Source organism: Paenarthrobacter sp. 4246, assembly GCF_040546855.1.
Classification (GTDB): domain Bacteria; phylum Actinomycetota; class Actinomycetes; order Actinomycetales; family Micrococcaceae; genus Arthrobacter.
This window is the reverse complement of sequence record NZ_JBEPOP010000008.1, coordinates 67,965-92,517: the sequence shown is the minus strand read 5'-3', so window position 1 is coordinate 92,517 and position 24,553 is coordinate 67,965. Positions and strand designations below refer to the sequence as shown.

Annotated in this window: 25 protein-coding genes; 7 read left to right on the top strand and 18 right to left on the bottom strand. The window is 62.5% G+C overall.

Annotation, left to right across the window (positions count from 1 at the left end; all coding sequences use genetic code 11):
• The first annotated feature begins 12 nt into the window (after positions 1-12).
• Positions 13-495, top strand: a complete 483-nt coding sequence (locus tag ABIE35_RS15895) for a hypothetical protein (RefSeq protein ID WP_354516374.1) — start codon at positions 13-15, stop codon at positions 493-495.
• On the opposite strand, the gene ABIE35_RS15890 is transcribed toward ABIE35_RS15895, so the two are convergent.
• The 8 genes from ABIE35_RS15890 to ABIE35_RS15855 form a co-directional block, all read right to left on the bottom strand.
• Complete coding sequence (locus ABIE35_RS15890; protein WP_354516372.1) at positions 479-1,525, bottom strand: Gfo/Idh/MocA family protein; 1,047 nt, start codon at positions 1,523-1,525, stop codon at positions 479-481. The two genes, ABIE35_RS15895 and ABIE35_RS15890, sit on opposite strands and share 17 nt — an antisense overlap.
• Before the next feature lie 14 nt (positions 1,526-1,539).
• A complete protein-coding gene (locus ABIE35_RS15885) occupies positions 1,540-1,779 on the bottom strand; it encodes a type II toxin-antitoxin system RelE family toxin (RefSeq protein WP_354516575.1) in 240 nt (79 codons plus the stop codon).
• Positions 1,780-1,793: 14 nt separating this feature from the next.
• The gene (locus ABIE35_RS15880) at positions 1,794-2,063 is read right to left on the bottom strand and encodes a type II toxin-antitoxin system Phd/YefM family antitoxin (protein WP_354516371.1); all 270 of its coding nucleotides are present in this window, start codon (positions 2,061-2,063) and stop codon (positions 1,794-1,796) included.
• 216 nt (positions 2,064-2,279) lie between these two features.
• Positions 2,280-4,007, bottom strand: a complete 1,728-nt coding sequence (locus ABIE35_RS15875; protein WP_354516369.1) for an ABC transporter family substrate-binding protein — start codon at positions 4,005-4,007, stop codon at positions 2,280-2,282.
• A gap of 76 nt (positions 4,008-4,083) precedes the next feature.
• Positions 4,084-6,249 (bottom strand): dipeptide ABC transporter ATP-binding protein, encoded by a 2,166-nt coding sequence (locus tag ABIE35_RS15870; RefSeq protein ID WP_354516368.1) that lies wholly within the window; start codon positions 6,247-6,249, stop codon positions 4,084-4,086.
• A complete protein-coding gene (locus tag ABIE35_RS15865; protein WP_354516366.1) occupies positions 6,246-7,208 on the bottom strand; it encodes an ABC transporter permease in 963 nt (320 codons plus the stop codon). Before ABIE35_RS15865 ends, ABIE35_RS15870 begins: the two co-directional genes overlap by 4 nt.
• Entirely contained in the window at positions 7,208-8,191 is a 984-nt protein-coding gene (locus tag ABIE35_RS15860; RefSeq protein WP_354516365.1) for an ABC transporter permease, read from the bottom strand. Before ABIE35_RS15860 ends, ABIE35_RS15865 begins: the two co-directional genes overlap by 1 nt.
• A 347-nt stretch (positions 8,192-8,538) precedes the next feature.
• The gene (locus ABIE35_RS15855) at positions 8,539-9,144 is read right to left on the bottom strand and encodes a TetR/AcrR family transcriptional regulator (RefSeq protein ID WP_354516363.1); all 606 of its coding nucleotides are present in this window, start codon (positions 9,142-9,144) and stop codon (positions 8,539-8,541) included.
• A 124-nt stretch (positions 9,145-9,268) separates the two neighbouring features.
• Here ABIE35_RS15855 and ABIE35_RS15850 point away from each other — a divergent pair, with 124 nt between their 5' ends.
• Complete coding sequence (locus ABIE35_RS15850; protein WP_354516361.1) at positions 9,269-9,835, top strand: NAD(P)H-dependent oxidoreductase; 567 nt, start codon at positions 9,269-9,271, stop codon at positions 9,833-9,835.
• Here ABIE35_RS15850 and ABIE35_RS15845 read toward each other — a convergent pair.
• On the bottom strand, positions 9,832-10,434 hold the full coding sequence (locus ABIE35_RS15845; protein WP_354516360.1) for a hypothetical protein: 603 nt from the start codon (positions 10,432-10,434) through the stop codon (positions 9,832-9,834). The genes ABIE35_RS15850 and ABIE35_RS15845 overlap by 4 nt on opposite strands.
• A gap of 4 nt (positions 10,435-10,438) precedes the next feature.
• On the opposite strand from ABIE35_RS15845, the gene ABIE35_RS15840 reads away from it, so the two are divergent.
• Entirely contained in the window at positions 10,439-10,852 is a 414-nt protein-coding gene (locus ABIE35_RS15840) for a GerMN domain-containing protein (RefSeq protein WP_354516359.1), read from the top strand.
• A 344-nt stretch (positions 10,853-11,196) separates the two neighbouring features.
• Here the strand turns inward: ABIE35_RS15840 and ABIE35_RS15835 are convergent, their stop codons facing one another.
• The 3 genes from ABIE35_RS15835 to ABIE35_RS15825 all read right to left on the bottom strand — a co-directional run bounded on the left by ABIE35_RS15835 (position 11,197) and on the right by ABIE35_RS15825 (position 13,695).
• Entirely contained in the window at positions 11,197-11,736 is a 540-nt protein-coding gene (locus tag ABIE35_RS15835; RefSeq protein WP_354516358.1) for a hypothetical protein, read from the bottom strand.
• A complete protein-coding gene (locus tag ABIE35_RS15830; protein WP_354516356.1) occupies positions 11,717-12,748 on the bottom strand; it encodes a hypothetical protein in 1,032 nt (343 codons plus the stop codon). Before ABIE35_RS15830 ends, ABIE35_RS15835 begins: the two co-directional genes overlap by 20 nt.
• Before the next feature lie 98 nt (positions 12,749-12,846).
• Complete coding sequence (locus ABIE35_RS15825; protein WP_354516355.1) at positions 12,847-13,695, bottom strand: isocitrate lyase/PEP mutase family protein; 849 nt, start codon at positions 13,693-13,695, stop codon at positions 12,847-12,849.
• Between the two features lie 111 nt (positions 13,696-13,806).
• Here ABIE35_RS15825 and ABIE35_RS15820 point away from each other — a divergent pair, with 111 nt between their 5' ends.
• From ABIE35_RS15820 to ABIE35_RS15810, 3 genes are all read left to right on the top strand, one after another.
• The gene (locus tag ABIE35_RS15820; RefSeq protein WP_354516354.1) at positions 13,807-15,114 is read left to right on the top strand and encodes an aminotransferase-like domain-containing protein; all 1,308 of its coding nucleotides are present in this window, start codon (positions 13,807-13,809) and stop codon (positions 15,112-15,114) included.
• On the top strand, positions 15,111-15,539 hold the full coding sequence (locus ABIE35_RS15815; RefSeq protein ID WP_354516352.1) for a universal stress protein: 429 nt from the start codon (positions 15,111-15,113) through the stop codon (positions 15,537-15,539). The genes ABIE35_RS15820 and ABIE35_RS15815 overlap by 4 nt, the downstream gene beginning before the upstream one ends.
• A gap of 173 nt (positions 15,540-15,712) precedes the next feature.
• On the top strand, positions 15,713-16,024 hold the full coding sequence (locus tag ABIE35_RS15810; protein WP_354516573.1) for a hypothetical protein: 312 nt from the start codon (positions 15,713-15,715) through the stop codon (positions 16,022-16,024).
• On the opposite strand, the gene ABIE35_RS15805 is transcribed toward ABIE35_RS15810, so the two are convergent.
• Positions 16,005-17,408, bottom strand: a complete 1,404-nt coding sequence (locus tag ABIE35_RS15805) for an APC family permease (protein WP_354516350.1) — start codon at positions 17,406-17,408, stop codon at positions 16,005-16,007. The two genes, ABIE35_RS15810 and ABIE35_RS15805, sit on opposite strands and share 20 nt — an antisense overlap.
• A 200-nt stretch (positions 17,409-17,608) precedes the next feature.
• Here ABIE35_RS15805 and ABIE35_RS15800 point away from each other — a divergent pair, with 200 nt between their 5' ends.
• Positions 17,609-18,724, top strand: a complete 1,116-nt coding sequence (locus tag ABIE35_RS15800; protein WP_354516349.1) for an amidohydrolase family protein — start codon at positions 17,609-17,611, stop codon at positions 18,722-18,724.
• Here ABIE35_RS15800 and ABIE35_RS15795 read toward each other — a convergent pair.
• The 5 genes from ABIE35_RS15795 to ABIE35_RS15775 all read right to left on the bottom strand — a co-directional run bounded on the left by ABIE35_RS15795 (position 18,721) and on the right by ABIE35_RS15775 (position 24,535).
• Complete coding sequence (locus ABIE35_RS15795; RefSeq protein ID WP_354516571.1) at positions 18,721-19,317, bottom strand: phosphatase PAP2 family protein; 597 nt, start codon at positions 19,315-19,317, stop codon at positions 18,721-18,723. The two genes, ABIE35_RS15800 and ABIE35_RS15795, sit on opposite strands and share 4 nt — an antisense overlap.
• A gap of 121 nt (positions 19,318-19,438) precedes the next feature.
• Positions 19,439-21,001 carry a 2-oxo acid dehydrogenase subunit E2 gene (locus ABIE35_RS15790; protein WP_354516347.1) on the bottom strand — a complete coding sequence of 521 codons (1,563 nt, stop codon included), beginning with the start codon at positions 20,999-21,001 and terminating at the stop codon, positions 19,439-19,441.
• A gap of 92 nt (positions 21,002-21,093) precedes the next feature.
• A complete protein-coding gene (locus tag ABIE35_RS15785) occupies positions 21,094-22,074 on the bottom strand; it encodes an alpha-ketoacid dehydrogenase subunit beta (protein ID WP_354516346.1) in 981 nt (326 codons plus the stop codon).
• Positions 22,074-23,267: a pyruvate dehydrogenase (acetyl-transferring) E1 component subunit alpha gene (gene pdhA, locus ABIE35_RS15780; protein WP_354516345.1), complete on the bottom strand. Its 1,194-nt coding sequence runs from the start codon at positions 23,265-23,267 to the stop codon at positions 22,074-22,076. Before pdhA ends, ABIE35_RS15785 begins: the two co-directional genes overlap by 1 nt.
• 149 nt (positions 23,268-23,416) lie before the next feature.
• Positions 23,417-24,535, bottom strand: coding sequence for a histidinol-phosphate transaminase (locus ABIE35_RS15775; RefSeq protein ID WP_354516343.1), 1,119 nt, complete (start codon positions 24,533-24,535; stop codon positions 23,417-23,419).
• Between the last annotated feature and the right edge of the window lie 18 nt (positions 24,536-24,553).

Sequence of the window (24,553 nt, the reverse complement as noted above, 5' to 3'; positions counted from 1 at the left end):
GAAAGGGCTCCCATGACATCGCACCAGGTTTTCCCGTCCACCGGGTTTCCCGCCTACCCCACCATCAAACTCAACGCACCCGAGGGATGGTCCCAGCAAGTGGTCCCCGACGCGGTTGGCGCCCTGATGGCCCCCACTGCGGAAGGACGCTACACAGCGAATGTGGTGATTTCCGTGTCGCGCCGCTTGCCTGGCTACCAGCTCCAGGACATCGCGGCGTCCGTGGACTCGTTCCTGGATGCCTTGCCGGATGCAGTTCTGCTGGGCACGGAGCCGGTGGTGATTAATGGCCGGGATTGGCACGTACGCGAAGCACGCTACACGCATCCGCAGGCCGGTTCCCTGGCCCAGTTCACGGCCGTCACGGTGGTTCACCACGAGACCGCTGCGGATATCGTCCAGCTGACGGGCAGTTGCCAGCCCACTGAAGGCAGCGACGACCTCAAGGCCATCTACTCGTTGGTTGCCAGCGCGGACGTTACGCCAGCGACCTAGCCTGCTCAATCAGTTTGAGCACCGCAACGGAGCCGGCCGGATCCACAGGTAAGGGAAGCGCGGAGGCTGTGCCGCCGTCGTCGAGCTTGTCCGCCAGAATCCGGTAGAACTCGGGGTAGGCGCCGCGCTCCGTAGGGACCTCGATGCGCTGCCCGTTCAGTTCCAGCGTGCCATGGTTTTCGGCGGGTTCGACGCCGTACCGCGCATCCGTAGGCAGCCCGCCTCCCAGCACATAGGGCTCCTGGGGGTCGGCGCCGAACTTCACGAAGCCGCCCTCCGTGCCGAGGATGCGGAAACGCGGGCCGTGCAGGTGGCTGGTCAGGTTGATGGTGACATGGCTGACCACGCCGGATTGGTGCCGGAGTGCCAGGAAGACATCGTCATCGACGCTTTCCTGGGGACGGCGCGCCTGGATTTCCGCGTAAGTGACGGTGGCTGGGCCAAAGAACTGCAGACAAAGGTCCAGAACGTGGGTGCCGAGGTCGAACAAGACACCGCCGCCGTCTTCCGCCGTAGCACTGGCCTTCCAGGCTTTGGCGATCTCCGGCGCCCAACGCTCCATGCCCACCTCAAACCTGGTCACTGTCCCCAGCGTTCCGGCGTCGAGCAGTTTCCTGACGGTGAGCGAGTCGCCGTCCCAGCGCCTGTTTTGGTACACGGTGAGGACGCGGCCCAGCTGTGCCGCCAGACCGATCAGCTCTTCGCCCTCAGCGCTGCGGACGGTGAACGGTTTGTCCACGACGACGTCGAGCCCGGCTTCCAGCGCGGCTTTCGCGAGCGGGAAATGGGTTGCGGGCGGTGTCCCCAGGACGATGAGGTCCAGCTGGTCAGCCAGTGCCAGGATGTCCTCCGGCGTGCTGACAATGGCGGCCTGCGGATAGCGGTCCTTGGCCTTGGCTTGGCGTGACTCGTCCGAGGTGGAGATGACGGCAAGCTCATAGGCAGGGTTGCTGGCGATGAAGGGCGCGTGAAAGACGCTACCCGAGAGGCCAAAACCTGCGACGGCGGTACGGATCGGCTGGGAAGTCATGACCCTAGGCTAGATCAGTAAACCTCACGACGGTGGGCGGCACGGAAGATGATGATTACAAGTTCACCATCGTGGATTTCGTATAGAACCCGATAGTCACCGAGACGAATTCTCCACGAATTCGACTGGGCGGACAGCTTCCGGACTCCGTCAGGACGTGGGTTCTGTTCCAACTCGGCAATAGCGAGAAGAATCTTGCGTCGGACCGGGGCATCAAGCTTTCGAATCTCTTTGGCCGCCGCCGAACTGAACATCACCCTGTACCGGCTCACCGGATGATGCCATTTTCCTCCAGAAGATCATTCAGACTGACCCTGGCACCATCATCCTCCGCTTTCGCGGCATGAAGCGCTTTAAGGTCTGCCTCATCTTCGAGACGTTCAAGCCGTTCGAGGTCCTCCGCGCTGATGAGCACGGCCGCGACTTTACCGCGCCGCGTGATGCTGATCCGCTCGTGGCCGTAGGCTGCGCGGTTGATGGTGTCTGAAAGGTGTACGCGGAGGTCAGCCACACTCATCACGTAGTCTGCGGTTCCCATGTGGCTACTTTAGTCGTTTATGTACTTGATGTACATTCCGTACATAAAGTACATTCCGCGGTGGTTGTGCAGTCTTGCGGCGCGGGATAGGAGACCGCACCCGGCTCAAGAACGCGGGACGTGAGAGAGCGTGGGGACGGCGAAGGCCGGGAACCTCCCGAACCCAGCAAGCGGTTCAAGGACGTTCCCGGCCTTCAGGAAATTACTGCGAGGGGGCTACTTCTTGGCGCCCTTTTCCCAGCCGAGGGTGGTCCAGTCCGGAACGTTGGAGAGGCTCTGGAACAGGGACGGGCCGTAGTTGGCCAGACCCTTGCGCACGAACTGGATCTCCGGGCCGTTCATCACGACGCCCATGGAGAAGTACTTCTCCATGTGCTTCTTCTCGACGTCCATGGCGGCCTTGTTGCGCTCGGCATCATCCGAGATCGTGGAAAGGCGCTTGATCTCGGCGTCGAGTTCAGCATCGCCCAGGCCGTTTTCGTTAGTCGTGGAATCGTAGTACTGCTTCACAGCGTCGGTAGCATCCGGGCCCACGGTGTAACCCGAGATGGTCATATCGAACTCACGGGAGCCAACAACCTTGCCGAAGTCAGCGTCGCCGCGCTGGTCGATGGACACGTCCATGCCGGCAGCCTGAAGCTGCTTCTGCAGGGTCTGCGAGGTGGCAGCGGTGGTGGGGTCGTCACCGAAGTTGGTGATCTTGAAGGCAACAGGGACACCGTCCTTCGCCATGATGCCCTTGTCATTGGCCGTGTAACCAGCATCCGTCAGGACCTTCTTGGCAGCATCCGCACCAGTGTCCTTGACGGGGTAGTTGTCCTGGTAGTACTCGGAGAACGGCATGAGCATCATGGAGCCAGAGCTCTCTTCGGACCAGTTCAGGCCATTGAAGCGCACGTCGCGGATAGCCTTGCGGTCGACGGCGGTGAAGATCGCCTTACGCACGGCGACGTCGGTGAGGGCAGGGCGCTTGGCGTTCAGGTTCAGGCCACCGGCGAACAGGCGCTGGCCACGACGGATCTCGGAGTTGGTGGTCCCTTCGAGCTGCTTGTAGCGGCCAAGGGTACGGCCGTTGGCTGCGTCGATTTCGCCGTTCTTGAAAGCGGCGATGGTTGCACTGGGCTCCATCTGGCGCCAGATAACTTTCTCAAGGACCGGCTTCTGGCCCCACCACTTCTCGTTCGGAACCATGGTGACGGTCTTGGCGGTGGTGTCGTAGTTTTCCACCTTGAACGGGCCGGCCATCCACTCGGGGTGCATGTTGCCCGCGAAACCGGTGTTGAAGGTCTCCGCCGTGTTGTTGGCGGGGTGGATCAATCCGAAGAACAGCGAGTCCAGCGGGTAGACCGGCTGGGTGGTGGTGACAATGACTTCCTTGTCATTGGCGCCGGCCTCGACCGAGTCAACGAAGGCGTAGTTGCCTGCCGTGACGATGTCGATGGCCTTGTCTTCGCCCTTCAACATGTTCCAGGTGTTTTGGAACGTCTTGACATCGATGGGCGTGCCATCGTTCCAGGTGGCCTTCTCGTTGACCTTGATGGTGATGGTCTGCTTGCCATCCTTGACTTCGCTCTTGACCTCTTCGCAGAAGTCCTTGTTGGGCTCGGCCTTGCCGCTGAAGTCCAACTTCCAGCAGCCACCGATGCCACCGCTGCTGATGGCAGCCGTGTTGACCGGTGTCAGCAGTGCCGAAGTATCCGCACTGTTACCGACGTTCGAGAAGCCGTTGAAGTCCGGCCCAATGCTGCCCACGCCCAGGGTGACAGTGCCGCCCTGCTCAAGATCTTTTGCTTCCTTGGCGTTGACGCTGATCAGCTTGCTGATGTCGCCGCCACTTTCTTCTGCCTTCTGTGAGGCCGGACCCGACGGCGTTCCCCCGCCGCAAGCGGTCAGCATGAGCGTTGCTACGAGCGCTACGCCGCCAATCGTCGTGTACTTCTTCATGGTTTGCCCTTCGTGTTTACGACTGAAATATCTTTGCGAGTTGAGACCAGGGATGTATTCAATGCTTCATATGTCGTCAGGCATGCACCACCAGCATGTCGGCATCCAGCTCTCCGTCCGGGAAGAAGCATGCGAAGTCCTGCGCGCCTTCCTTCTCAGAAGCCAGTGGCGGCTCCAGAGTAAGGCACTTCTCTTGCTTTGCGGCAGGTAGTGCGGCGAACACGGGACAACGGGTGGCGAAATTGCATCCCTTCGGCGCATCCAACGGGCTGGGAAGGTCACCCTGCAGGATGATGCGTTCACGGGTGCGTTCCAGTTGGGGGTCCGGCACGGGGATCGCCGACAGCAACGCCCTGGTGTAAGGGTGGCGCGGGTTGTCGAAGACATCGTCTACGTCACCGGTTTCCACGATTTTGCCGAGGTACATGACTGCCACGCGGTCCGAGATGTGTCGGACCACCGAGAGGTCGTGGGCCACCATGAGGTAACTGAGGCCCAGTTCGGCGCGGAGTTGGTCCAGCAGGTTGATGACGCCGGCTTGGACGGACACGTCCAAGGCAGACACCGGCTCATCCAGGACCACCAGCTTCGGATTGACCGCCAGTGCCCGGGCGATGCCGATGCGCTGGCGCTGGCCGCCGGAGAACTGGTTGGGGAAGCGGTTCACGTGGTCAGGCTGCAGGCCCACCAGCTTCATGAGCTCCATGATGCGTTTCTTGATGGCGGCCTTGGGCATCCCCAGGTTTTCCAGCGGTTCGGCCAGGACTTCGTACACGGTGAAACGCGGATCCAGGGCGCCCGTGGGGTCCTGGAAGACCATCTGCATTTCCTTGCGCATGGCCATCTTGGTCTTGTGGTCGGTGGCCACCTTGTTGCTGACGCCGCCGATGACCACTTCGCCCACCTGATCCGGGTGGAACTCCATGATTTCCAGGAGCGTGGTGGTCTTGCCGCAGCCTGACTCACCCACAATGGAGACGCACTCGCCTTCGCGGATATCGAAGCTCAGTCCGTCAACGGCTTTCACCGTGCCGATCCGTCGCTTGATCAAAGCACCCTTGAGCAGCGGGAAGTGCTTTTTCACGTCTTTGAGTTCCAGGACCTTTTGGCGCTCGCGGCGAGCAACGCCGTCGAACTTTGAAACAGGCTTGGGCGGCGCATGGAAAATCTTGTGGGCGTCGGCGTCGTTGGACAGCTCGTTCGCCTTGATGCAGGCCGCCTTGTGACCCAACGTCTGACCCTCAACACCGGGCACCGGGAACAGCTCCGGCTCACCGTGCAGGCAGGCGTCACTGACCAGTGGGCAGCGAGCGGCGAAGGAGCATCCAGTGACGGGCAACGCCAGGTTGGGCGGGGTCCCTTCGATGGGCACCAGCGACTGCTTGGTGGCGGTGTCAATGCGGGGAACCGCACCAAGGAGGCCCAGCGTGTACGGCATCCGCGGGTTGTAGTAGATGTCCTCCACAGTGCCGGTCTCCACGGGCTTGCCCGCGTACATGACCATGATGTCGTCGGCCATGCCCGCGACGACGCCGAGGTCGTGAGTGATCATGACGACGGCGGCGCCGGTCTCCTCCTGCGCGGTGTGCAGGACTTCCAGCACCTGCGCCTGGATGGTGACGTCCAACGCCGTCGTGGGTTCATCAGCGATGAGTACCCGCGGATCGTTGGCAATCGCGATGGCGATCATGACGCGCTGGCGCATGCCGCCGGAGAATTCATGCGGGAAGGCCTTCAGCCGATCCTTGGGGCTCGGGATGCCCACCATGCGCAAAAGGTCGACGGCGCGGGCTTCTTTGGCCTGCTTGCTCATGGTGGGGTTGTGGACCGTCAGTGCCTCGATGATCTGGGTGCCCACCGTGTAGACGGGGGTGAGCGAGGACAGCGGGTCCTGGAACACCATGGCGATGTCACTGCCGCGGTGCTTGCACATGGCTTTATCGCTGAGGCCCAGGAGTTCCTTGCCCTTGAAGCGCACGGAGCCGGTGATGTCCGCAGTTTCGGGGAGGAGCCCCATGACGGCCATGGACGTGACGGACTTGCCGGAGCCGGACTCGCCCACGATGCCCAGGGTTTTGCCGGGCATGAGGTCGAAATCCACTCCGCGGACTGCGTGGACCACACCGTTTTCGGAGTTGAAGCGGACGTTGAGGTCCCGGACGCTCAGGACGGCGTCCCCGGGTGCGTAGAGTCCGGCGTCGCGGAGGCGCTCGGCGGGTGTGTGGGAGATGTTGGTGCTCATTTGTTGACCTTCTTTGCGGTCTTGGTCTTCGCCCGGCCAATGGAACTGGAGCTGGGGTCGAAGGCGTCGCGGAGGCCGTCGTTCATCATGGCCAACGAACCGGTCAGCAGGAACATGACAGTCAGCGGTACCCAGAACATCCACGGGAAGGACGACACCTGGCCCGTGGCCTGCCCAATGAGGACACCGAGGCTGACGTCCGGGAGCTTGATGCCGATGCCGATGAAGGAGAACGCCACTTCGGCCAGGATGGCGCCGGTGATGCCGCGGGTGAAGTCCAGTACCAGCAACGAGCCGATATTCGGAACGAGGTGGCGCCATACGATCCGGCGGGACGGAACGCCCATGTACTTGGCGGCTTTGACGTAGTCACGCTGCATGAGGGACATGGACAGCGAGCGCACCAGGCGGGCAGTGCCCATCCAGCTGAAGAACAGCAAGACGACGACGAGCAGGAGCCAGCTGGGAAGGTCCTTCAGGCCACCGCTGCCGCTGGTTGCCACGGCCACCACCAGGATGGCGGGCATCATGATGAGTGCTTCGAGGATGAACAGCATGGTGGCGTCCACCTTGCCGCCGAAGAATGCCATGGTGCAGCCGTACACGGCGGAGATCAGCACGGACACGCCGCCCACAATGAGGCCGATGAGAATGGAGGTTCGCGTGCCGTCCACAATCAGCGCCATGAGGTCGATGCCGGCCTGCGTGGTTCCCAGCAAGTGGTCAGGTGACGGCGGCATGCCAATGTTCAACGGATCCAGGGTGTCCTTGTCCCACGACGTCAGGAACCCGCCGAAAATCGAGAAGAGGAACAACGCGAGGAAGATGAACAAACCGGCGACGGCGGTACGGTTCCGCATGAAGCGACGGAAGATGATGCGGGACTTGCCGATGACGACGTCCTGGTCGCCGACCCGGGATTCGTCGATTTCCGCAATGGGATCGATGATGTTGGTCATTACTGGACCCTCACTCGTGGATCGACCAGCGTGGTGGCGAAGTCGGCAAGGATGGCCCCGATCGCGAAGATCACGGAGCCGTAGGCCAGCGTGGCGGTGGCGACGTTGACATCCTGCAGGCTGATGGCCTGGATGCTCCAGAGGCCGATGCCCGGCCACGCGAAGATGGCCTCGGCGAAGAAGCCGCCGGTGAAGATCGCCGGGATGGTGAAAGCGATGCTCTGGGCGACCGGGATGAAGGAGACGCGCAGGGCGTGCTTTCGGATGGCCTGGTTGCGGGTGAGCCCCTTGGCCCGTGCTGTGCGGACAAAGTCGGCATTGACGTTGTCCAGGAGGTACTGCCGCTGGGCGATCTGGTAACCGGCCCAACCAAAGATGGTCATCGCGAAGGTGGGCACGGCGTAGTGGGCAACCAAGTCCACGAAAGCCGGCCAGCCAGGGTCGATTCCCGGCGTCGAAATTCCCGTCACGAAGAAGATGCGCTCCCCAACGGCCTCGTTGATGCTGATGGCGCCGAGCTGCACCAGGAAGTAGGCGATGGGCGCTGGGAGGATGTGGACCAAGTAGCTGTAGGACGTGATGACCCGGTCTTGGAACTTGTACTGGCGTGCGGCGGAATAGACACCGAGTGCGACGCCGATGACCAGGGTCAGGATGATGGAGGCGATGAACAGCCGGGTGGAGACCATCACGCGGTCCGCGAACTCGGCGTTGACGAACGCGCCGTTCGGGCTGCGTCCCCAGTCCCAGCGGGTGAGAATGCCACCGAGCCAGTCGACATACCGTTCCCAGGCATTCTTTTCCGGGTCCAGGCCGAGTCCCCGGAAGGAAGCGTTGACCTGTTCAGGGGTTGGCCGCGGGATTTTCTCTTGCTCAAGAACTGCGGGCTTGAGTGATGAGACCGCCAGGAAGTAGCCGGCGCTTGTGGTCAGGAAGATCATGATCAGGTAGATGCCCGACCGCTTCATCAGATATTTCAGCATGTCGGGCGGCTGCCCCGAATCGTGGCAAAACTCAATGCTCGTCCTTCCGCGGTTCCCGGCTGTGGCCGGCGTCAGCTACGAATTGGCGCAGCGGGCCTTGGGTCCCCCGCACCCCTTCAGTGATCACCAGCCTTGTATGGCATGCGTCACATTCAAGAGGAAACTACCACAATAACTGCTTCACGTTTTGCTTCATCGAGTCCAGTTTCGCGCCTGCAGCCAGATTGTTATGTGCAGGCTGCGTCATGTTTACGACGCCAATGGCACTTGTGCGCCTGCAGTGGCGGCATTGGGGGCGCTAACAGGGGCGGGAGACTTGCGCCGGCGCGCAATTAGGCGGGCCGCAGTCAGGAGGCAGGCAGCAGCCGCGTGATCAGTTCGCGCCAGGAGTCCGCGAGGCGCGTGGGTGAAATGCCTCGCACGCGGACGTCGTCCACAATGCGCTCAGGGTCCAAGGCGTAGGTCAGGGACATCGCCATGACCCAGGGATCCGCAATCCCCGCCTCTCGGAGCAAGATCTCCATGTGGCGGTGGGAGAGCTTGGTTGCGGGGACGTCGAACCTGTTTCGGGTGGCGGCACCCGCCGCCTTCAGGAGTTCGCCGTTTTCCAGGACGAAGTAGATCCGCCCTTCGCCGAACGCAATCAGCCGTTCTTTAGCGGCGGCGCCTGGACCCAGCGGTGGCGGCCCGAACATGAAGCCGTGCTGGAACTCGGATTCAGAATCGCTCAAGAGGGTCATCATGAGCCCCGCCCTGCTGCCGAACCGGCGGAAGACGGTGCCCTTGCCCACATGGGCCTTGCAGGCGAGCGCGTCCATGGTCAGCGCTTCGGCGCCAAACTCTGCCACCAGGTCCCGGGCAGCGTTGAGAAGGCGCTCGCGATTCCTCGCTGCGTCACTGCGCTCGTGGGGCGCACCTAGGGGCACGTCCGGCCTCATGGGGATCGAGCTCACAGAAATATTCTAGACCCCGGGAATAGAAACCGGACCATAGTCCGTTTAGTATCGGTGAAGGCCCCAAAGCCAAGACAACGCAGGTCGGATCCGTGAGGTACCCGGCCAGACACAAGGAGACACCATGTCCAAGAGCACAGTTCTTACCCTCGTCGGCAGCCTGCGCGCCGATTCCCACAACAAGAAGCTCGCCGAAGCCATCCAGCTGAACGCACCCGAGAACGTTGACGTGCAGATCCACGGCTCGCTGGGCACCATCCCCTTCTACAACGAGGACATCGACGTCGAAGGCCAGGTTCCCGCCGAAGCCGCAGCCCTCCGCGCTGCCGCAGCCAACGCCGACACCATTCTGCTGGTCACCCCCGAGCACAACGGCACCATGCCCGCATCGCTGAAGAACGCCATCGACTGGCTGTCCCGCCCGTTCGGCGCCGGCGCTCTCTCCGGCAAGCCGACCGCCGTCGTCGGAACCGCTTTTGGCCAGTTCGGTGGCGTGTGGGCCCAGGACGAAGCCCGCAAGGCCGCTGGCATCGCCGGCGCCAAGGTCCTGGAAGACGTCAAGCTGGCCGTCCCGGGTTCCATGATCCGCTTCGCTGAACTGCACCCGAAGGACGACGCGGAAGTTGTAGAGCAGATCAAGGGCATCTTCGAGCCGCTGACCGCAGTCCAGGACGAAGAAGCAGCAGCTTAGTCTTTCGCCTTATGTGCCCCCGTTCCGCTTTGTGCGGGGCGGGGGCATTCGCGTTCCTGCTGTTTGCTGGGGCCTGCGTGACCAACTCTTATCCGAACCGTCACCGTAGCGGCATGTTGTGTTCCGTCCACCCGGCCTAACGTTGGAGATACAGGTGGACAGGAGCGCGGGGCTGTCATGCATGCCGGACGGGGACTAAAAAGTACGACGGCGATCACGGCTGCCTGCCTCTTCTTCAGCCTGGGAGTGGCTGGCTGCACCACCGCACCTGGCGGTCCTGCAGGAGCCGCACCTGGAAGCGCGGCACCTTTACCCACGGTTTCCGTCAGTTCACCTGCCGCTTCGCCCAGTGCCGCGCCGGTGGCGTCGAGCCCTTCCGCGCCAAACACACCGTCGGTTACTGGGTCCGCGTCGCTGATCCCAACCCCGGCCTCGTCCTTCCCGGATTCCTCTTCTCCGGGGCCTGCGGTGCCCACTCCAAGCGCGGCCGCCTCCACCATCCCCGCTCCGTCCGCAGCCGCACCCACCCAACCGCGTACCGCCGTCGAGCCCTCACCTGAAGCGGGCACCAGCGCTCCTGAGCCTGCAGAAACCGGCACGGTAATGACCGTGGATGCCTCCGGCCCGGCGGTCTACTACGTAGCAATCGACGACGGCGGCTCCCGCGGCGTGCGGTTCGGCTGCAACGACAGCCTTGTTCCCGTCCGCGGCATGGCCATTCCCGGGGATCCGCTGACTGTGGCCCTCGGCCGGCTGCTGGAGGCAGGAATGCCGGTGGACAGCGATGCCGCCCTCTACGACGCACTGGCTGGTTCATCGCTGCGCTATCTATCCGGCTACATGAGCGGGGCCACCGTGGTGGTGAACCTCAGCGGATCACTGCGGCCCGGGGGTGTGTGCGACATTCCACGCATCCAGGCGCAACTGACTCAGACCATCGTGGCAGCCAGCGGTGCGTCGCGGGCGGAGATCTATGTGAACGGCAGGACCTTGACGGAGGCCCTCAGCGTACGGTGAGCAGCGGTACGGTGAATTGAGGCTTGTCGTTGTTGCTTGGCGACGAGATTCGCGGCACCAAAGTACCGCGATTTGGGGAGCAACTCTTTGGGGGAACGCTTTGATGACATGTCCTGACGAGCAGGACTGGCCCAGTGCTGCGACGGGCTACCGCCGCTCGGAGATCACTTCGTTCATTGTGCATCGTAGTGGGGACAAAGTAAGCCTGACGATCCGTTCGCTGACAGGGCCAGCGCCGCAGCAACCATGGCGACTGCTGTACCCGGCCCTCCTCCTGCTGCAGAAGGGCGTGCGGCGACGATACCTCCGGGCGCTGCGCTAGGACATCGCTTCAGCCACCTTCATCACGCAGTAGCGATCGCCAACACCCTCCGGAGGGCCCAGGCCACGCGCAACAAAGCCAAGGCAGAAGCGAACGCCAGCACGAACACCACGGCTTCGGGAATCCACAAACCAGTGGGCGCGCCTCCTTCCAGCACCATGGTGAGCAGCGCAGCGACCAGCAGCAGGCCGAGCCCGGGGATGGCGAACAGGAACACCTCACCGATCTGGCGACGATGGGTTGCCGATAATCTCTCCAAGGGAAGTTCCCGCTGGCCCGGCGCGGCTTTTTTGCCCAGCACGTTGATGAGCATGGAAACACTGGTCAGTGTCAGCCCGGCCGTGGCGCCGGCCAAGGTGGCGAGCGTCTGGAAGAGGGTTCGCCGGGTTCCGGCATCAACCCCTTCCAGCATCAACGGCTGACGCGCCAACAATGCGATGCCCCACCAGATCAGGACAGCCAGAACCGCCCACAGGTAGTCGGCAGTGGGATGCAGCAGGAACCACCGCCACAGGGTCCGTCGCTGTCCGGAGCGTTCGATCTCAACCTCGAACAAGCTCATGGTCCGCACCGCCTGCCGCGGCTTCATCAGCGAGTGCCGCGGCGGCGATAGCCGCGCGCACAGCAGTCATTCCGCCCGCAACGACGTCCGGCACAAGGCTCGAGTCAGCAGAGCCCTTGACGTCCGGCAGGGTCCTGGCAAAGAAGGCCTCGTTGTCCCTGGCTTGTTTGTTGAGGATTGCAATGGCTTCGGCCACTGACTTCTGGGGATCGTTGAACACGTCCGGGTCAACCTCGATGTGCGAGACGAACCGCTCCTTCAGGAGATCCACCACTTCACGGTCGCCCGTCAGGGAGTCCTTGCCCTCCGCCACAACGTAGTCAAAGTGCTCCACGGACCCGGCCCTGCGGAAGAGGTCGATGAGTTGTTGAATACGATCCCGGATCCGCTGCTTCTCCTCCGCTTTCCCGGACCGGCCCACGCTCAGGGAAATGCGGAACGTTCCTTCGTTCATGAGGCGCGAGGCGCTCTCCAGGACGTCGGCCCATTCACCTTCCATCAGCTTCCCTGAGAGGCGCTCTGCGGGAAGCGCGAATTCGAAACGGCTCACTTCAAGCCGGGTGAGGATCTCCTCGATGTCCTCCCTCACCACAGGAACCAGGGTGGGTTCCAGTCCCAGCATCCCTCCGAGGTACTCCCCCATCCGGGATGCCCGAGGGCCGTTGCCGCTGGTGAGCACAGCTATGACGTTTCTTTTCAGGAACGCGAAATAGGTGGTCTCCAGGAGGTGGTCGCCGGGAGCCAGCGGGAGTGGTTTGCGCCGGCCAAGGGCGTCTCCGACACTCGGTAGGTTGGTGTCCCGGACACGGTCCAGCAAAAGCACAGGATGAGGCGAGGATGCCACCGCCTGCGCGAGCAACACAGTCCCGTCCACGCTGGTGAAATGCCGGTCCGTCGCGGAATCCTGGGCTTTCTTTAGGACCTCCGCCACCCGGCGCGCCGGAAAGGGACGGCTGAGCCCCTCACCGTTCAGCTGTTCGATCCGCCAAAACTGCACACTGCGTCGTGCCATCCGTACTCCCCTGCCGTGGTGGCCTTTGCTACAGATCCCAAGCTATCGGTGCGGTCCGACATTTAAAGGCGGGCTCCGCCGTCGTGCGTTGCATCAGTTCACAAGCTGTACTTGGGCCCCTCCGCAAAGAGTGCATCCATCTCGTCGTGGCTGCGCGTGCCGGCGAGGCCGGCCCAGTTGCCGTCTCCCAGGATCTCCTTCGCAACCCGGGCCACCTTGGCATAGGCAGCTTTGGCCGTGTTGCCGCCGATGCTGACACGACGGACGCCGGCGTCGTGCAGTTCCAGCGGTGACGGGGCACCCACCCCCGCCAAGGCGTTCAGCGGTGCCGGAATACGGCTGGACAATTCGTGGAGGACATGGAGATTCACGACGCCGGGCACGAAGACGCCGTCGGCACCGGCAGTGAGGTAGGCCTCGGCACGCCGCAGCGTCTCGTCGAAAGCCGTATCCGGGAACTGTCCGGACAGATAAGTGTCCGTGCGGGCATTGATGAACAGTGGGATCCCGCGGTCGTCGGCCGCGGCGCGGATGAGGGCTATGCGACGCGATTGCTCGGCGATATCGGTGAGCGGTTCCGTGGCGGAGTCCTCGATGTTGATCCCCACTGCGCCCTCGTCCAGGACGGCGTGGACGGTCGCCCTCAGTTCATCATCGGTGCGTCCGTAGCCCGTCTCGATGTCCGCGGTCACCGGCAGCGTGGTGGCGCCAACCACCCGTCCCAACGCGGCCATGGCCAGCCCCCACGGCACATGGTCACCGTCCCGGAACCCCAAGCTCCAGGACACGGCCGAGCTCGAGGTGGCAATCGCCGTCGCCCCTGCTTCCTGGACAACGCGGGCGGAGGCGGCGTCCCACACGTTCACCAGCACCAGCGGCGCAGGTCCTGCATCATGAAGTTTGTGGAACTGTTCGGCCTTGGTCACGGATCCCCGGTGCGCTGTCATAGCTACATTCCAGCCCTTCCCGATCGAGACGTAAAGCGCGGACTGCCGAACTGGGAGGCGTATGAAAACAACTGTTGCCTCATCAGCAACATCGAGGAGTATCCTGTCACTGTGACCCACGAAACATTGGATGCCGGCGCAACGCTGCCCGCTGAAGCCATCGACGCCATTGAGCGGGCCGCCACGGCCGCCCACCCGCACGAGGAACTGTTCTCCGCGCGGGCCGCAAACATCAAGCAATCTGCTGTCCGGGACGTCTTCGACATCTCCATGCGGCCGGGCCTTGTCTCGCTCGCCGGAGGAAATCCGTACCTGCAGTCGCTGCCATTGGAGAAGCTCGGCCACACTGCAGCCCGCATCATCGCCGAAGAGGGGATGACAGCCCTCCAGTACGGCGGCGGCCAAGGCACTGAAGAGCTCCGCCGACAGATCTGCGACATCATGGCGGCAGAGGGCATTACCGACGCTGATCCCAGTAATGTCGTGATCACTGCGGGCTCCCAGTCGGCACAGGACGTGGCCACCAAAGTTTTCTGCAACCCCGGCGATGTTGTCCTGGTGGAAAACCCCACCTACGTGGGCGCCTTGAACACGTTCGAGGCGTACCAAGTGGAGGTGGCACCGATCGACATGGACGACGACGGCCTGGTGCCTGAGCTTCTTGAGGCCAGGATCGCGGCGCTTCAGTCGGAGGGCAAGAACATCAAGTTCCTCTACACGATCCCCAACTTCAACAATCCCTCCGGAATCACCTTGGCCGAGAACCGCAGGCAGCGGATTGTCGATATATGCCGCGACGCGAATATTATCGTCCTTGAAGACAATCCCTACGGACTGCTGCGATTTGACGGCCACCCCATCGCTCCGATGCGAGCGGCCAACCCGGACGATGTCATCTATCTCGGCTCCTTCTCCAAGATCTTCGCTCCCGGCCTTCGGATTGGCTGGGCACTGGTGCCTGCGCACCTGCAGCGTCGCTTCTACCTTGCGTCGGAAGCCGTGACGCTCTGCCCGCCGCCCCTGAATCAGATGCTTGTCTCGGCATATCTCCGCGAGTATGACTGGGAGGGCCAGATCGACACATACCGCAAGCTCTACGCAGAGCGGTGCGAGGCATTGCTCTCCGCCCTCGACGAGTACATGCCGGAAGGCCTCACGTGGACACAACCGGCCGGCGGATTCTTCGTGTGGGTCACCCTGCCCGAAGGGGTGGACACGTATCCGCTGCTCGCCAAGGCCATCGACGCCGGCGTGGTGTTCATTCCCGGCGCAGCCTTCTCCCCCGCCGACGGACCCTCCAACAAGCTCCGCCTGGCGTTCAGCGCGGTGCCGCCCGATACGATTGCCGAAGGCGTCCGCCGCCTGGCCCCAGTTTTGGCAGAAGCCATCACAGCCACCAATGAAGGAGCAGCACAATGACCGGAGTTGTGATTGTCGGAGTAGACGGCAGCGAGACGGCAATGAGGGCAGCACGGGCCGCCCAGCAGCTGGCCATCGGCCTCGGAGCCAGCCTGCGGGTCGTCAGTGCTTTCGACAGCAACCGAACTGAGGTGGTCGAAATCGGCACCGACAAATGGATCGTGTCCGACGCCGCCGAAGCGGAAACCGTAGCCCGCACCGTGGCGGAGCAACTGGCCCACGAGGGTCTCGAGGTCACCTACTCCGCTGCCCGCGGCAAGCCCGGCGAAGCCCTGGTGAAGGAAGCCGAAATGCAGGAAGCCCGCCTGATCGTGGTGGGCAACCGGCGCATGCAGGGCTTGGGCCGGGTGCTGGGCAGCGTGGCCAACACCGTGGCCCACACTGCACCGTGCGACGTCTACATCGCCAAGACCGACCAACCGTAAAGCGAGCTGAATCACGCCGCCGGGTGGGGAGCCTCACCCGGCGTTTGGCCTCTTTCAAGCCATTCCCCTGAAGTCATCGTTATAAAATCGAGATGCCCCCAATGGCGCGTGCCACCTCCACTATCCGACTTCAGGGGATCATTTTCTTGCTTACTTTGCAGCCGCGCCAGCGCGTGGGACACGACATCCTGCTTGCCCGCCACGGCAACAACATCAGCACCATGCGCTACGACCGCAGCAACGATCGCATCATCGCGATGCTCGACGACGGCTCCTGGGACAGCGCCCCCAACATGATCGCCCCGGGGCTTGATATGCCCGAGACTGTCGGCAGCGTGTTCCGCAAGGACTGGCGCTTCCTGTCCGTGGCATGCATTGCCATGGTCACCGTCGCCGCCGTCGCCATGGGCATCAGCGTGGAGATGGCCAACCACATGTCCACCACCGAACTCCAGGCACTGCTGGTCAGCTACCCTGCGTTTTAGCTGAAACGGAATGCGGCTCCTCGAGGGGGGCCGCGTCGCCGAAATTCAGGGCGACATTGCCTCCTTCCCTCCTCCGGCGCGCCACATAGATGGTTGCGCCCACCGCAAGCCACGCCGCTCCCAGCAGATACGTGAACCAGGCGAGGGACGTCCACAACCACGCGATGAAGGCGAACCCCACCAGCGGCATGACCAGGTTCCGCAGCACGCTTTGGGGGCCGCGCTTGCGCAAGTCAAAGAACAGCACCTTGATGGTGGCCAGGTTGACCGCGGCGAAGGCGATCAAAGCCCCGAAGTTGATCATGTAGACGGCTTGTTCCAAGGTGATGAACAAAGCTGTCAGTGAGACTGCCGATACCAGCAGCGCCGCCACATGCGGCGTGCGAAAGCGCGGGTTCAGGGTGGCGAGGGCGCCGGGCAGGATCCTGTCCCGCCCCATGGCATAGATGACCCGGCTGACACTCATCTGGGCCGCCGTGCCGCAGAGAACAAGTCCACCCAGGTTCACCACCACGAAGACCACCATCAGGACATCTCCGCCGGCACGTTGCATGAGCTCCGTTCCTGCTGCGTCAAGGTTCTCGATGGCCCTCCACTCAGGAGCGATGAGGCTGCCGGCTACGGAAAACAGCGCGTAGCCAACGCCTGCGAACAGCGTGGACAAGATAATGCCGCGCGGCACGTCCCTCTTGGGGTTGCGCGCTTCCTCAGACAGCGTGGAGACGCCGTCGAACCCCAGGAACGCGAAGGACACAATTGCTGCGGCGGCCATGACAGGCGCCAGCCCACCCTCCCCAAAAGTGAGGGGCCGGGTGACGTTCTCCACAGTCAGGTCCGGGGCGTTGAGGACTGCCAGCACCAGGAAGACAAGAATGACCACGACGGACGCCGCCACCACTACGAAGTTCATCTTCTTGATCCAAGCAACACCGATCACACTGAAGACGCCCACCACCAGAAGGCATACCAGGACTGCGAGCTGTGACGGGATGGCAGGCAGCATGCTGTTGAGATAGAGGCCGAAGAGAAGGAAGTTAACCATGGGCAGGAACAGGTAATCCAGCATCATGGCCCAACCCACCATGAAGCCCACCGGCTTTCCAAAAGCCCTTGCTGCATAGGCATACGCGCCACCGGTGACAGGAACGTTGCGCGCCATTTGTCCATAGCTATGGGCTGTAAAGAGCATGGCCACCAAGGCAGCTAAGTAGGCTGCAGGAAGATGCCCATCGCTGATCTCCGTGCCGGGGCCATAGACCGCCACCACGGACAAGATACCCATGGACGTTAATCCGAAGGCGACCAGTGACGGCAAGCCAAGGACCCTTTTGAGCGTTGGACCGGAGGGCGGGGACTTGGTAGCACTTGCTGGGGTGGTGTACATGGGCTTCTCCTCGATGGGATTCACATCACATAAATGAATGGTGATCATTAGAGTAGGCGCTTGATCGACTTCTGCATAGATTTGGTATCCCAAAATATCTGCCGGCTGTCCATGCGGCGGGGATTTTAGGCATATTCTGCTTGAGCACTATTACCATTAGACCCTTTGGTATACCGTTGATTCATCACTTGGGAGGCCTGATGACAACACATTCACCTACGCACGAGGTAGGCCAGGGCCGTTGTTTCGGCGGTCCGTCTCTCCTCACGACGCGGGGCTTCGTGGACGCACATATTCACCCGGATAAGACCACGTTGGGTTCTGCATGGTTGCCGCGGCGGTCCGCGCGCACCTTGGCCGACCTCATCGAAAACGACCTCCACGCACAGTTGTCGTTTCAAGACAGCGTGGAGGAACGCTCCTTCGCGCTGATGAGGCAAGCTGTCCTCCATGGGACCATGGCGATGCGGGCGCACGTTGACGTCGGTACCCAGATCGGCCTCAGGAACATTCACGGCGTCAAGGCGGCCGCGGAACGACTTGCGCCCTTCCTGGACGTCCAAATCGTCGCTTTCCCGCAGTTCGGCCTCCTCAGTAATCCGGGGACGCTCAACCTCATGGAAGCGTCATTGTCTGAGGGGGCAGACTTGGTAGGCGGCCTTGACCCTGCTTCGCTGGACGGCGATCTTGATGGCCATCTGAAGGCTGTCTTTGGACTGGCGAACAAGCATGGCAGGGATGTGGACATCCACCTCCACGACGCCGGACCGGAGGGGCTGGCGCAATTGCGGGACATCGCCCGGCGCACGCGGGCGGAAAGCATGCAGGGCCGCGTCACCATCGGACACGCTTTTGCTCTTTGCGACCCGTCGCAACCCGGGCTCGAAGCCACTCTTGATGCCATGGCCGAGGCCGGAATGTGGATGGCGACGTGTGCCCTTGGCGCCGATCCGGTCCCTGCTCTGGATGTCATGGAAAGGCACGGGGTCAAGGTTGCGCTCGGCTCCGACGGTGTTCGGGACGCGTGGTCACCCTTTGGCACTGGGAGCATGATGGACCGCGCGCATCTGCTCGGATACCGCACTGGCGCTTCCACCGATGCCGAGCTGGAACGTTGCTTCAGGATCGCTACGGCTGCAGGCGCAGAGCTTGTGGGATCGGCGGCCGTGCGCGATTTTGCCGGTGCGGAATCAGATGACCGTCTCGTTTTCGCAGCAAACTCAATCCCCGAACTGGTGGTCGACCGGCCGTCACCGCTGCGGGTTATCCGGGGTGGGCGACAGGTGGTGATTCAGGAGGCAAGCCAGCAGTGCTAGAGCATCATTTCCTGCAACAACCACCACAGGCCGGCAATCACCACACCACCAAACAGCGAGCCAACGATGACCTGGCCCAGGGTGTGGGCACGCAGGACCAGCCGCGACCAGCCCACTGCTGGCACCAGGAGCAGCACAGGCAGCCATGCCGGTCCAAACATCGCGACCACAATGACAGCCGCCGCGGCAAGGGCAGAAGCATGCCCGCTCATCTTCCAGAAGGCGCTGACCACCGCCAGGATCCCGATACCACCGATGAGCGCGATGATCATGACCAAGACACTGACCGGTCCATTCATCACTTGCAGCACCACCAGGCCAACCACTACCGACACCAAGGCCATCAGCAGCAGGGCCGGCCGTTGGCGTCGGTCGCTGACATGGTGGTCCGTGATCCTGCCCAGTTTGACCATCACCAGCACATAGGCCAGCGGCAGGACACAAACGAACAACGCGGCCAGAAGCCCGTACCAGATGGTTCCCGGAAATCCGGGCTCGATCGCGGGGCTGATCAATAACAGCCCAAACACCACGACCGGCGGCTGGAATACCTCCGTCAGGACACGGGCAACTGTGCGCCACGGCCCCGACACCAGTTGAGGGGGCACGTGGCCTGAGACGCTGGCGGACACCTCAGCGACGGGCACGGCGTCCGGGTAGGACGCTGTACCGTCCGGTTGGGACGCTGTACCCGGACGTGGCGAGGCGTCCCTGTCAGTCAAGCAGCAGCGCCGGTTCTTCGAGAATGGCTGCAACATCGGCCATGAACCGTGCCGACAGGTCGCCGTCCACCACGCGGTGGTCGAACGAACCGCCCAGCGTGGTGATCCAGCGGGGAATGACTTCGCCGTCCAGGACCCATGGCTTCTGCTTGATGGTTCCAAACGCGATGATGGCAACCTCGCCCGGGTTGATGATGGGCGTTCCGGTATCAATGCCCAGTGCACCGATGTTGGTGATGGTCAGGCTTCCGCCCTGCATCTCCGCAGGCTGGGTCTTGCCCGCACGTGCCTTGGTGGCCAACTCGTTGAGTGCCAGGGCCAATTCCTTGAGCGAGAGGTCCTGGGCGTCCTTGATGTTGGGGACCATGAGGCCTCGCGGGGTGGCTGCGGCAATGCCCAGGTTCATGTAATGCTTCACCTGGATCTCGGCATTTCCGTTCCCGTCAGCATTATCCACCCATGTGGCGTTGACGCTGGGGTTGCGGGCAGCGGCCCAGATGACCGCTTTAGCCAGGATGAGCAGCGGCGAGACCTTGATGCCTTCAAAGTCTCGCGAGACCTTGAGCCGCTTGACGAACTCCATGGTGCGGCTGGCATCCACGTCCACAAAAATGCTGACGTGGGGAGCTGAGAACGCTGACTCCACCATGGCCTTGGCGGTCGCCTTGCGCACACCCTTGACGGGCAGACGCTCAACGCGCTGGTCCTGCGGCTTCTTGGACGCACCCCAGAACGAGTCAGCCTGATCGTGTTCGGCATCGCGTTGCGCCTGGTAGCTCACCAAGTCCTCACGGGTCACCTCGCCACGTTGGCCCGTGGCAACGACGTCGGCGAGATCGATGCCCAGATCCCGGGCAAACTTGCGGACAGGAGGCTTGGCAAGGACCTTGTTGACCAGGCCACTGATGGTGCCGCCGATGGCCGCGCCCCGGAAAGCGGCCGTCGGCGTGCTCGCGGGCTGGGCTGCTTGGGTAACCGGCGCCTGGGCGCCAGGGGCTTCGGTGACAGGCGCGACGGCGGTGCGTGCCGGCGTCGCGCGGTGGGAAGCCGGCACTTCGGCCGCCTGGGCTACAAGAACTGCCTGGTGGTCCTGAACGGTACCTTCGGCGTTCTCGGCGACCGTGGCTGCCTCTACCGAACCTGCCGGACGCTTACGCGCGCGGCGCTTGACGGCGTCGGCCTTCGGTCCCGAACCTACCAGCGGACCACCGGCTGGACGGTTGTCATCGTGGTCGTCATCGGCGGGCAATTTGCCGTACAACGGCATCTCGACGGCGGGAGCTGTCGGCGCGGCATCGCCCCCCACGCCGTCCGTGCCTTCCGCGACAGCGATGATTGCTGTGCCGACCTCCACCGTTATGCCCTCTTCCACCAGCAACTCAGTAACTGTGCCGGCGAAGGGCGAGGGCAGCTCGACGAGGGACTTGGCGGTCTCGATCTCGCACAGGACATCGTTGATCGCCACGACGTCGCCCGGCTTGACTTTCCAAGCCACTACCTCGGCCTCGGTCAGGCCCTCGCCTACGTCCGGCAAGTTGAATTTCTTTACAGTCACAGTGGTCCTCGGTTTCCGGTTACCTGGCCGCGAAGCCGGGCAGGATCAGGGGGTTTGATATAGGCCAGGGGGCGCTCGTAGGCCTCTGGGCTTTAGTAGGCCAGTGAGCGGTCGAGCGCTTCGAGGATCTTGTCGATATCCGGCAAGTAGTCCTCTTCCACCTTGGCAACGGGATAGGGCATGTGGAATCCACCCACCCGGATCACGGGAGCTTCAAGGTGCAGGAACGCCCGCTCGCTGATACGTGCCGCGATCTCGCCTCCGATGCCGCCGAAGGTGGGGGCCTCATGGGCCACGATCAGCCGGCCGGTTTTCTTGACCGAGGCTTCCACGGTGTCGAAGTCCAGGGGCGAGATGGAGCGGAGGTCGATCACCTCGATGCTCCGTCCATCCTCGGTGGCAGCGTTGGCGGCCGCCAAGGCCACAGGCACCAGAGGTCCGTAGGCCACGATGGTGGCGTCGGTGCCCTCGCGCACAACGTGCGCCTTGAAAGGATCCTCCGAAAGGCCGGCATTCTCGACGTCCACTTCACCCTTGAGCCAGTAGCGGCGCTTGGGTTCGAAGAAGATGACAGGATCCTGGCACTCAATGGCTTTCTGGATCATCCAGTAAGCATCGTGGGCGTTGGACGGCGAGATGATGCGCAGGCCGGCGGTGTGTGCGAACAGCGCTTCCGGAGATTCGGAGTGGTGCTCGATCGAGCCGATGCCGCCGCCGTACGGAATGCGGATGACAACAGGAACGGTGAGTTTGCCAAGGCTGCGGGCATGGATCTTGGCCAGCTGCGTGGTGATCTGGTTGAAGGCAGGGTAGACAAAACCATCAAACTGGATCTCGCACACCGGCGAGTAGCCACGCAGGGCCAAGCCGATTGCCGTGCCCACGATGCCCGATTCGGCCAGCGGCGTGTCCAGGACGCGTTCGTCGCCGAATTCCTTGATGAGGCCATCTGTCACGCGGTAGACGCCGCCAAGGTGACCGATGTCCTCGCCCATGAGCAGGGACTTGGGATTACTCGTCAGCGATACGCGGAGACCTTCGTTGATGGCCTTCGCAATGGTCATGGTTACCATCAGTGAGCTGTCTCCTCATCGCTTTCGAAGCCGGCCGAGTATTCCTCGAACCAAGCCAGTTCCTCCGCAATCAGAGGGTGTTGTTCGGCGTAGACGCTGGCGAACGCATCCCGGATGTCCGGGACTTCAAGGCCATGCGTCGTGCTGCGGACATACTTGGCCAGTTCATCGCCGTCGGCTTTGACCTGATCAAAGAAAGCTTCGTCCGCAAGCCCTTCGGCACGCAGGTATTTCTCCAGGCGGTCCAGGGGATCCTTCTCGCGCCAGGCAGCTTCCTCGGCGGATTCGCGGTACTTGGTGGGGTCATCAGCGGTGGTGTGTGCGCCCACCCGGTAGGTGTACGCCTCGATCAGCACCGGGCCGCGGCCCTCACGGGCATGCTCCAAGGCCCACTCGGTGACGGCGTGGACCGCAATGACGTCATTGCCGTCCACACGGATTCCCGGGAAGCCGTAGCCCTTGGCTCGATTGGCCAGCGGAACCTTGGTCTGGACTTCGGTGGGCACCGAAATGGCCCAGTGGTTGTTCTGGCAGAAGAACACCACCGGTGCGTCGTAGGACGCAGCAAAGACCATGGACTCGTGGACGTCGCCTTCTGAGCTGGCTCCGTCACCGAAGTAAGCGATGACTGCGGCTTTGGGGTCTGTGGAGTCAGTTGCTGCGGCGAGCTTCTGGTCCCTCTGGATGCCCATGGCATAGCCAACTGCGTGCAGCGTCTGGGCTGCAAGAACCAGAGTGTACAGGTGGAAGTTGTTCTCACGGGGATCCCAGCCACCGTTGGACACACCGCGGAACTGCTTGAGCAGTTCGGCGAGGTCTACGTTGCGGACCAGCGCGACACCGTGCTCGCGGTAGGTGGGGAAGATGTAGTCCTGGGGCTGGCTGGCGTGGCCGGAACCGATCTGCGCGGCCTCCTGACCTGTCAGCGGCACCCACAGCGCCAACTCACCCTGGCGCTGCAAGGCGGTGGCTTCCTGGTCGAAACGACGGATCCTGGCCATATCCGTGTAGAACACACGCAACTTCTCGGGATCGATGCGCTTGGCGTAATCCGAGAACACTGGATCTGAACCCAGTTTTCCGTCAGGGCCTAGCAACTGAACCATTTCCACCGGTTCGCCTGGCGCGGCTGCTGCCGCGGAGGTTGCCGCGAGAGTGTCTTCCGTCCCGGGGGGCAGTTGTGTCGAGCCCATTCCGTCTCCTTGCTTGCCACGGCGGGTGCCGGGCAATGTCTGTCGCTGGGATATATGCCCGTTCCGGTATGTATTCCGGAACGGGCATATTATTGGCTTTCGTCCCTTACTTTATCGGCAGTAAGTTGGGTTGGCGCATTTGTTAACCGCTAGGAACCCAGCGGCGCCTTTGTATAACCTGCACAGAGTTCCAAGAATCGGGTGTTGGCCTCGACCTCACCGATGCTTACCCGTACGCCCTCATTGGCGAAGGCACGCACGGACAATGCTCGCTCTGCCGCCAAGGCCGCAAACTCGCCGCTGTGCTCCCCAAGATTCAGCCAAATGAAGTTGCCTTGGGCCTCAGGAACAAACCACCCAAGGTCCCGGAGGCCGGCTGTGACGCGGTCCCGCTCGTCCACCAGGCTTTGTACCCTTTCCACAACCTGATCGAAATTCTCGATGGAGGTAACAGCGGCGCGTTCTGCGATTTGGGAAACTGCAAAAGGAGTGGCGGTGACGCGGAGGTGTTGCGTGAGCAAGGGGCCCGAGACGCTGTATCCAACCCTTAGTCCGGCCAGTCCGTGCGCCTTGGAAAAGGTCCTCAGCACCACTACGTTGGGGTAGTTGCGGTACAACTTGATGCCGTCAACCGCCTCTGAATCCCGAACGAACTCCTGATACGCCTCATCGATGACCACCACCACATGTGGGGGTACAGACTGGATGAAGCGCTCAGTTTCTTCTGCCGTGAGGATGGGACCTGTGGGGTTGTTCGGGGTGCACAGGAGGATCACCTTGGTACGGACAGTGACAGCCGAGGCCATGGTCTCGAGGTCGTGCCGTCCGTCAGCCAGCAATGGGATCTGGACACTGGCGGCACCTGCGAGGCCGACACAGATGGGATATGCCTCGAAAGAACGCCAGGCATAGATGACCTCGTCCTGCTTGCCGTCGTCGTTCTGCCCGGCAAACGTTGCGAGAATCTGGTTCAGCGCTCCAAGGCTGCCCGCACCAGTGACGACATCGTCGGCGGGGACATCGAGGAAGCCGGCAAGTGCGGTTCGCAGCTTGGTGGCGAGTGGATCCGGGTAGCGGTTGATATCGGACTGGTCAGCAATTGCCTGCAACACTGCAGGAATCGGAGGCAGCGGGTTTTCGTTGGACGACAATTTGTAGCTGGTGAGGCCCTCAATCGCAGCGGGGGGTTTACCTGCCGCGTACTTCGGTAGCCTGTCCACGACCGGTCGAGGGAGTACGCCCTCCGGTGCGTTGTCAGTAGTAGTCATGGCTTCAAGCCTACTTGG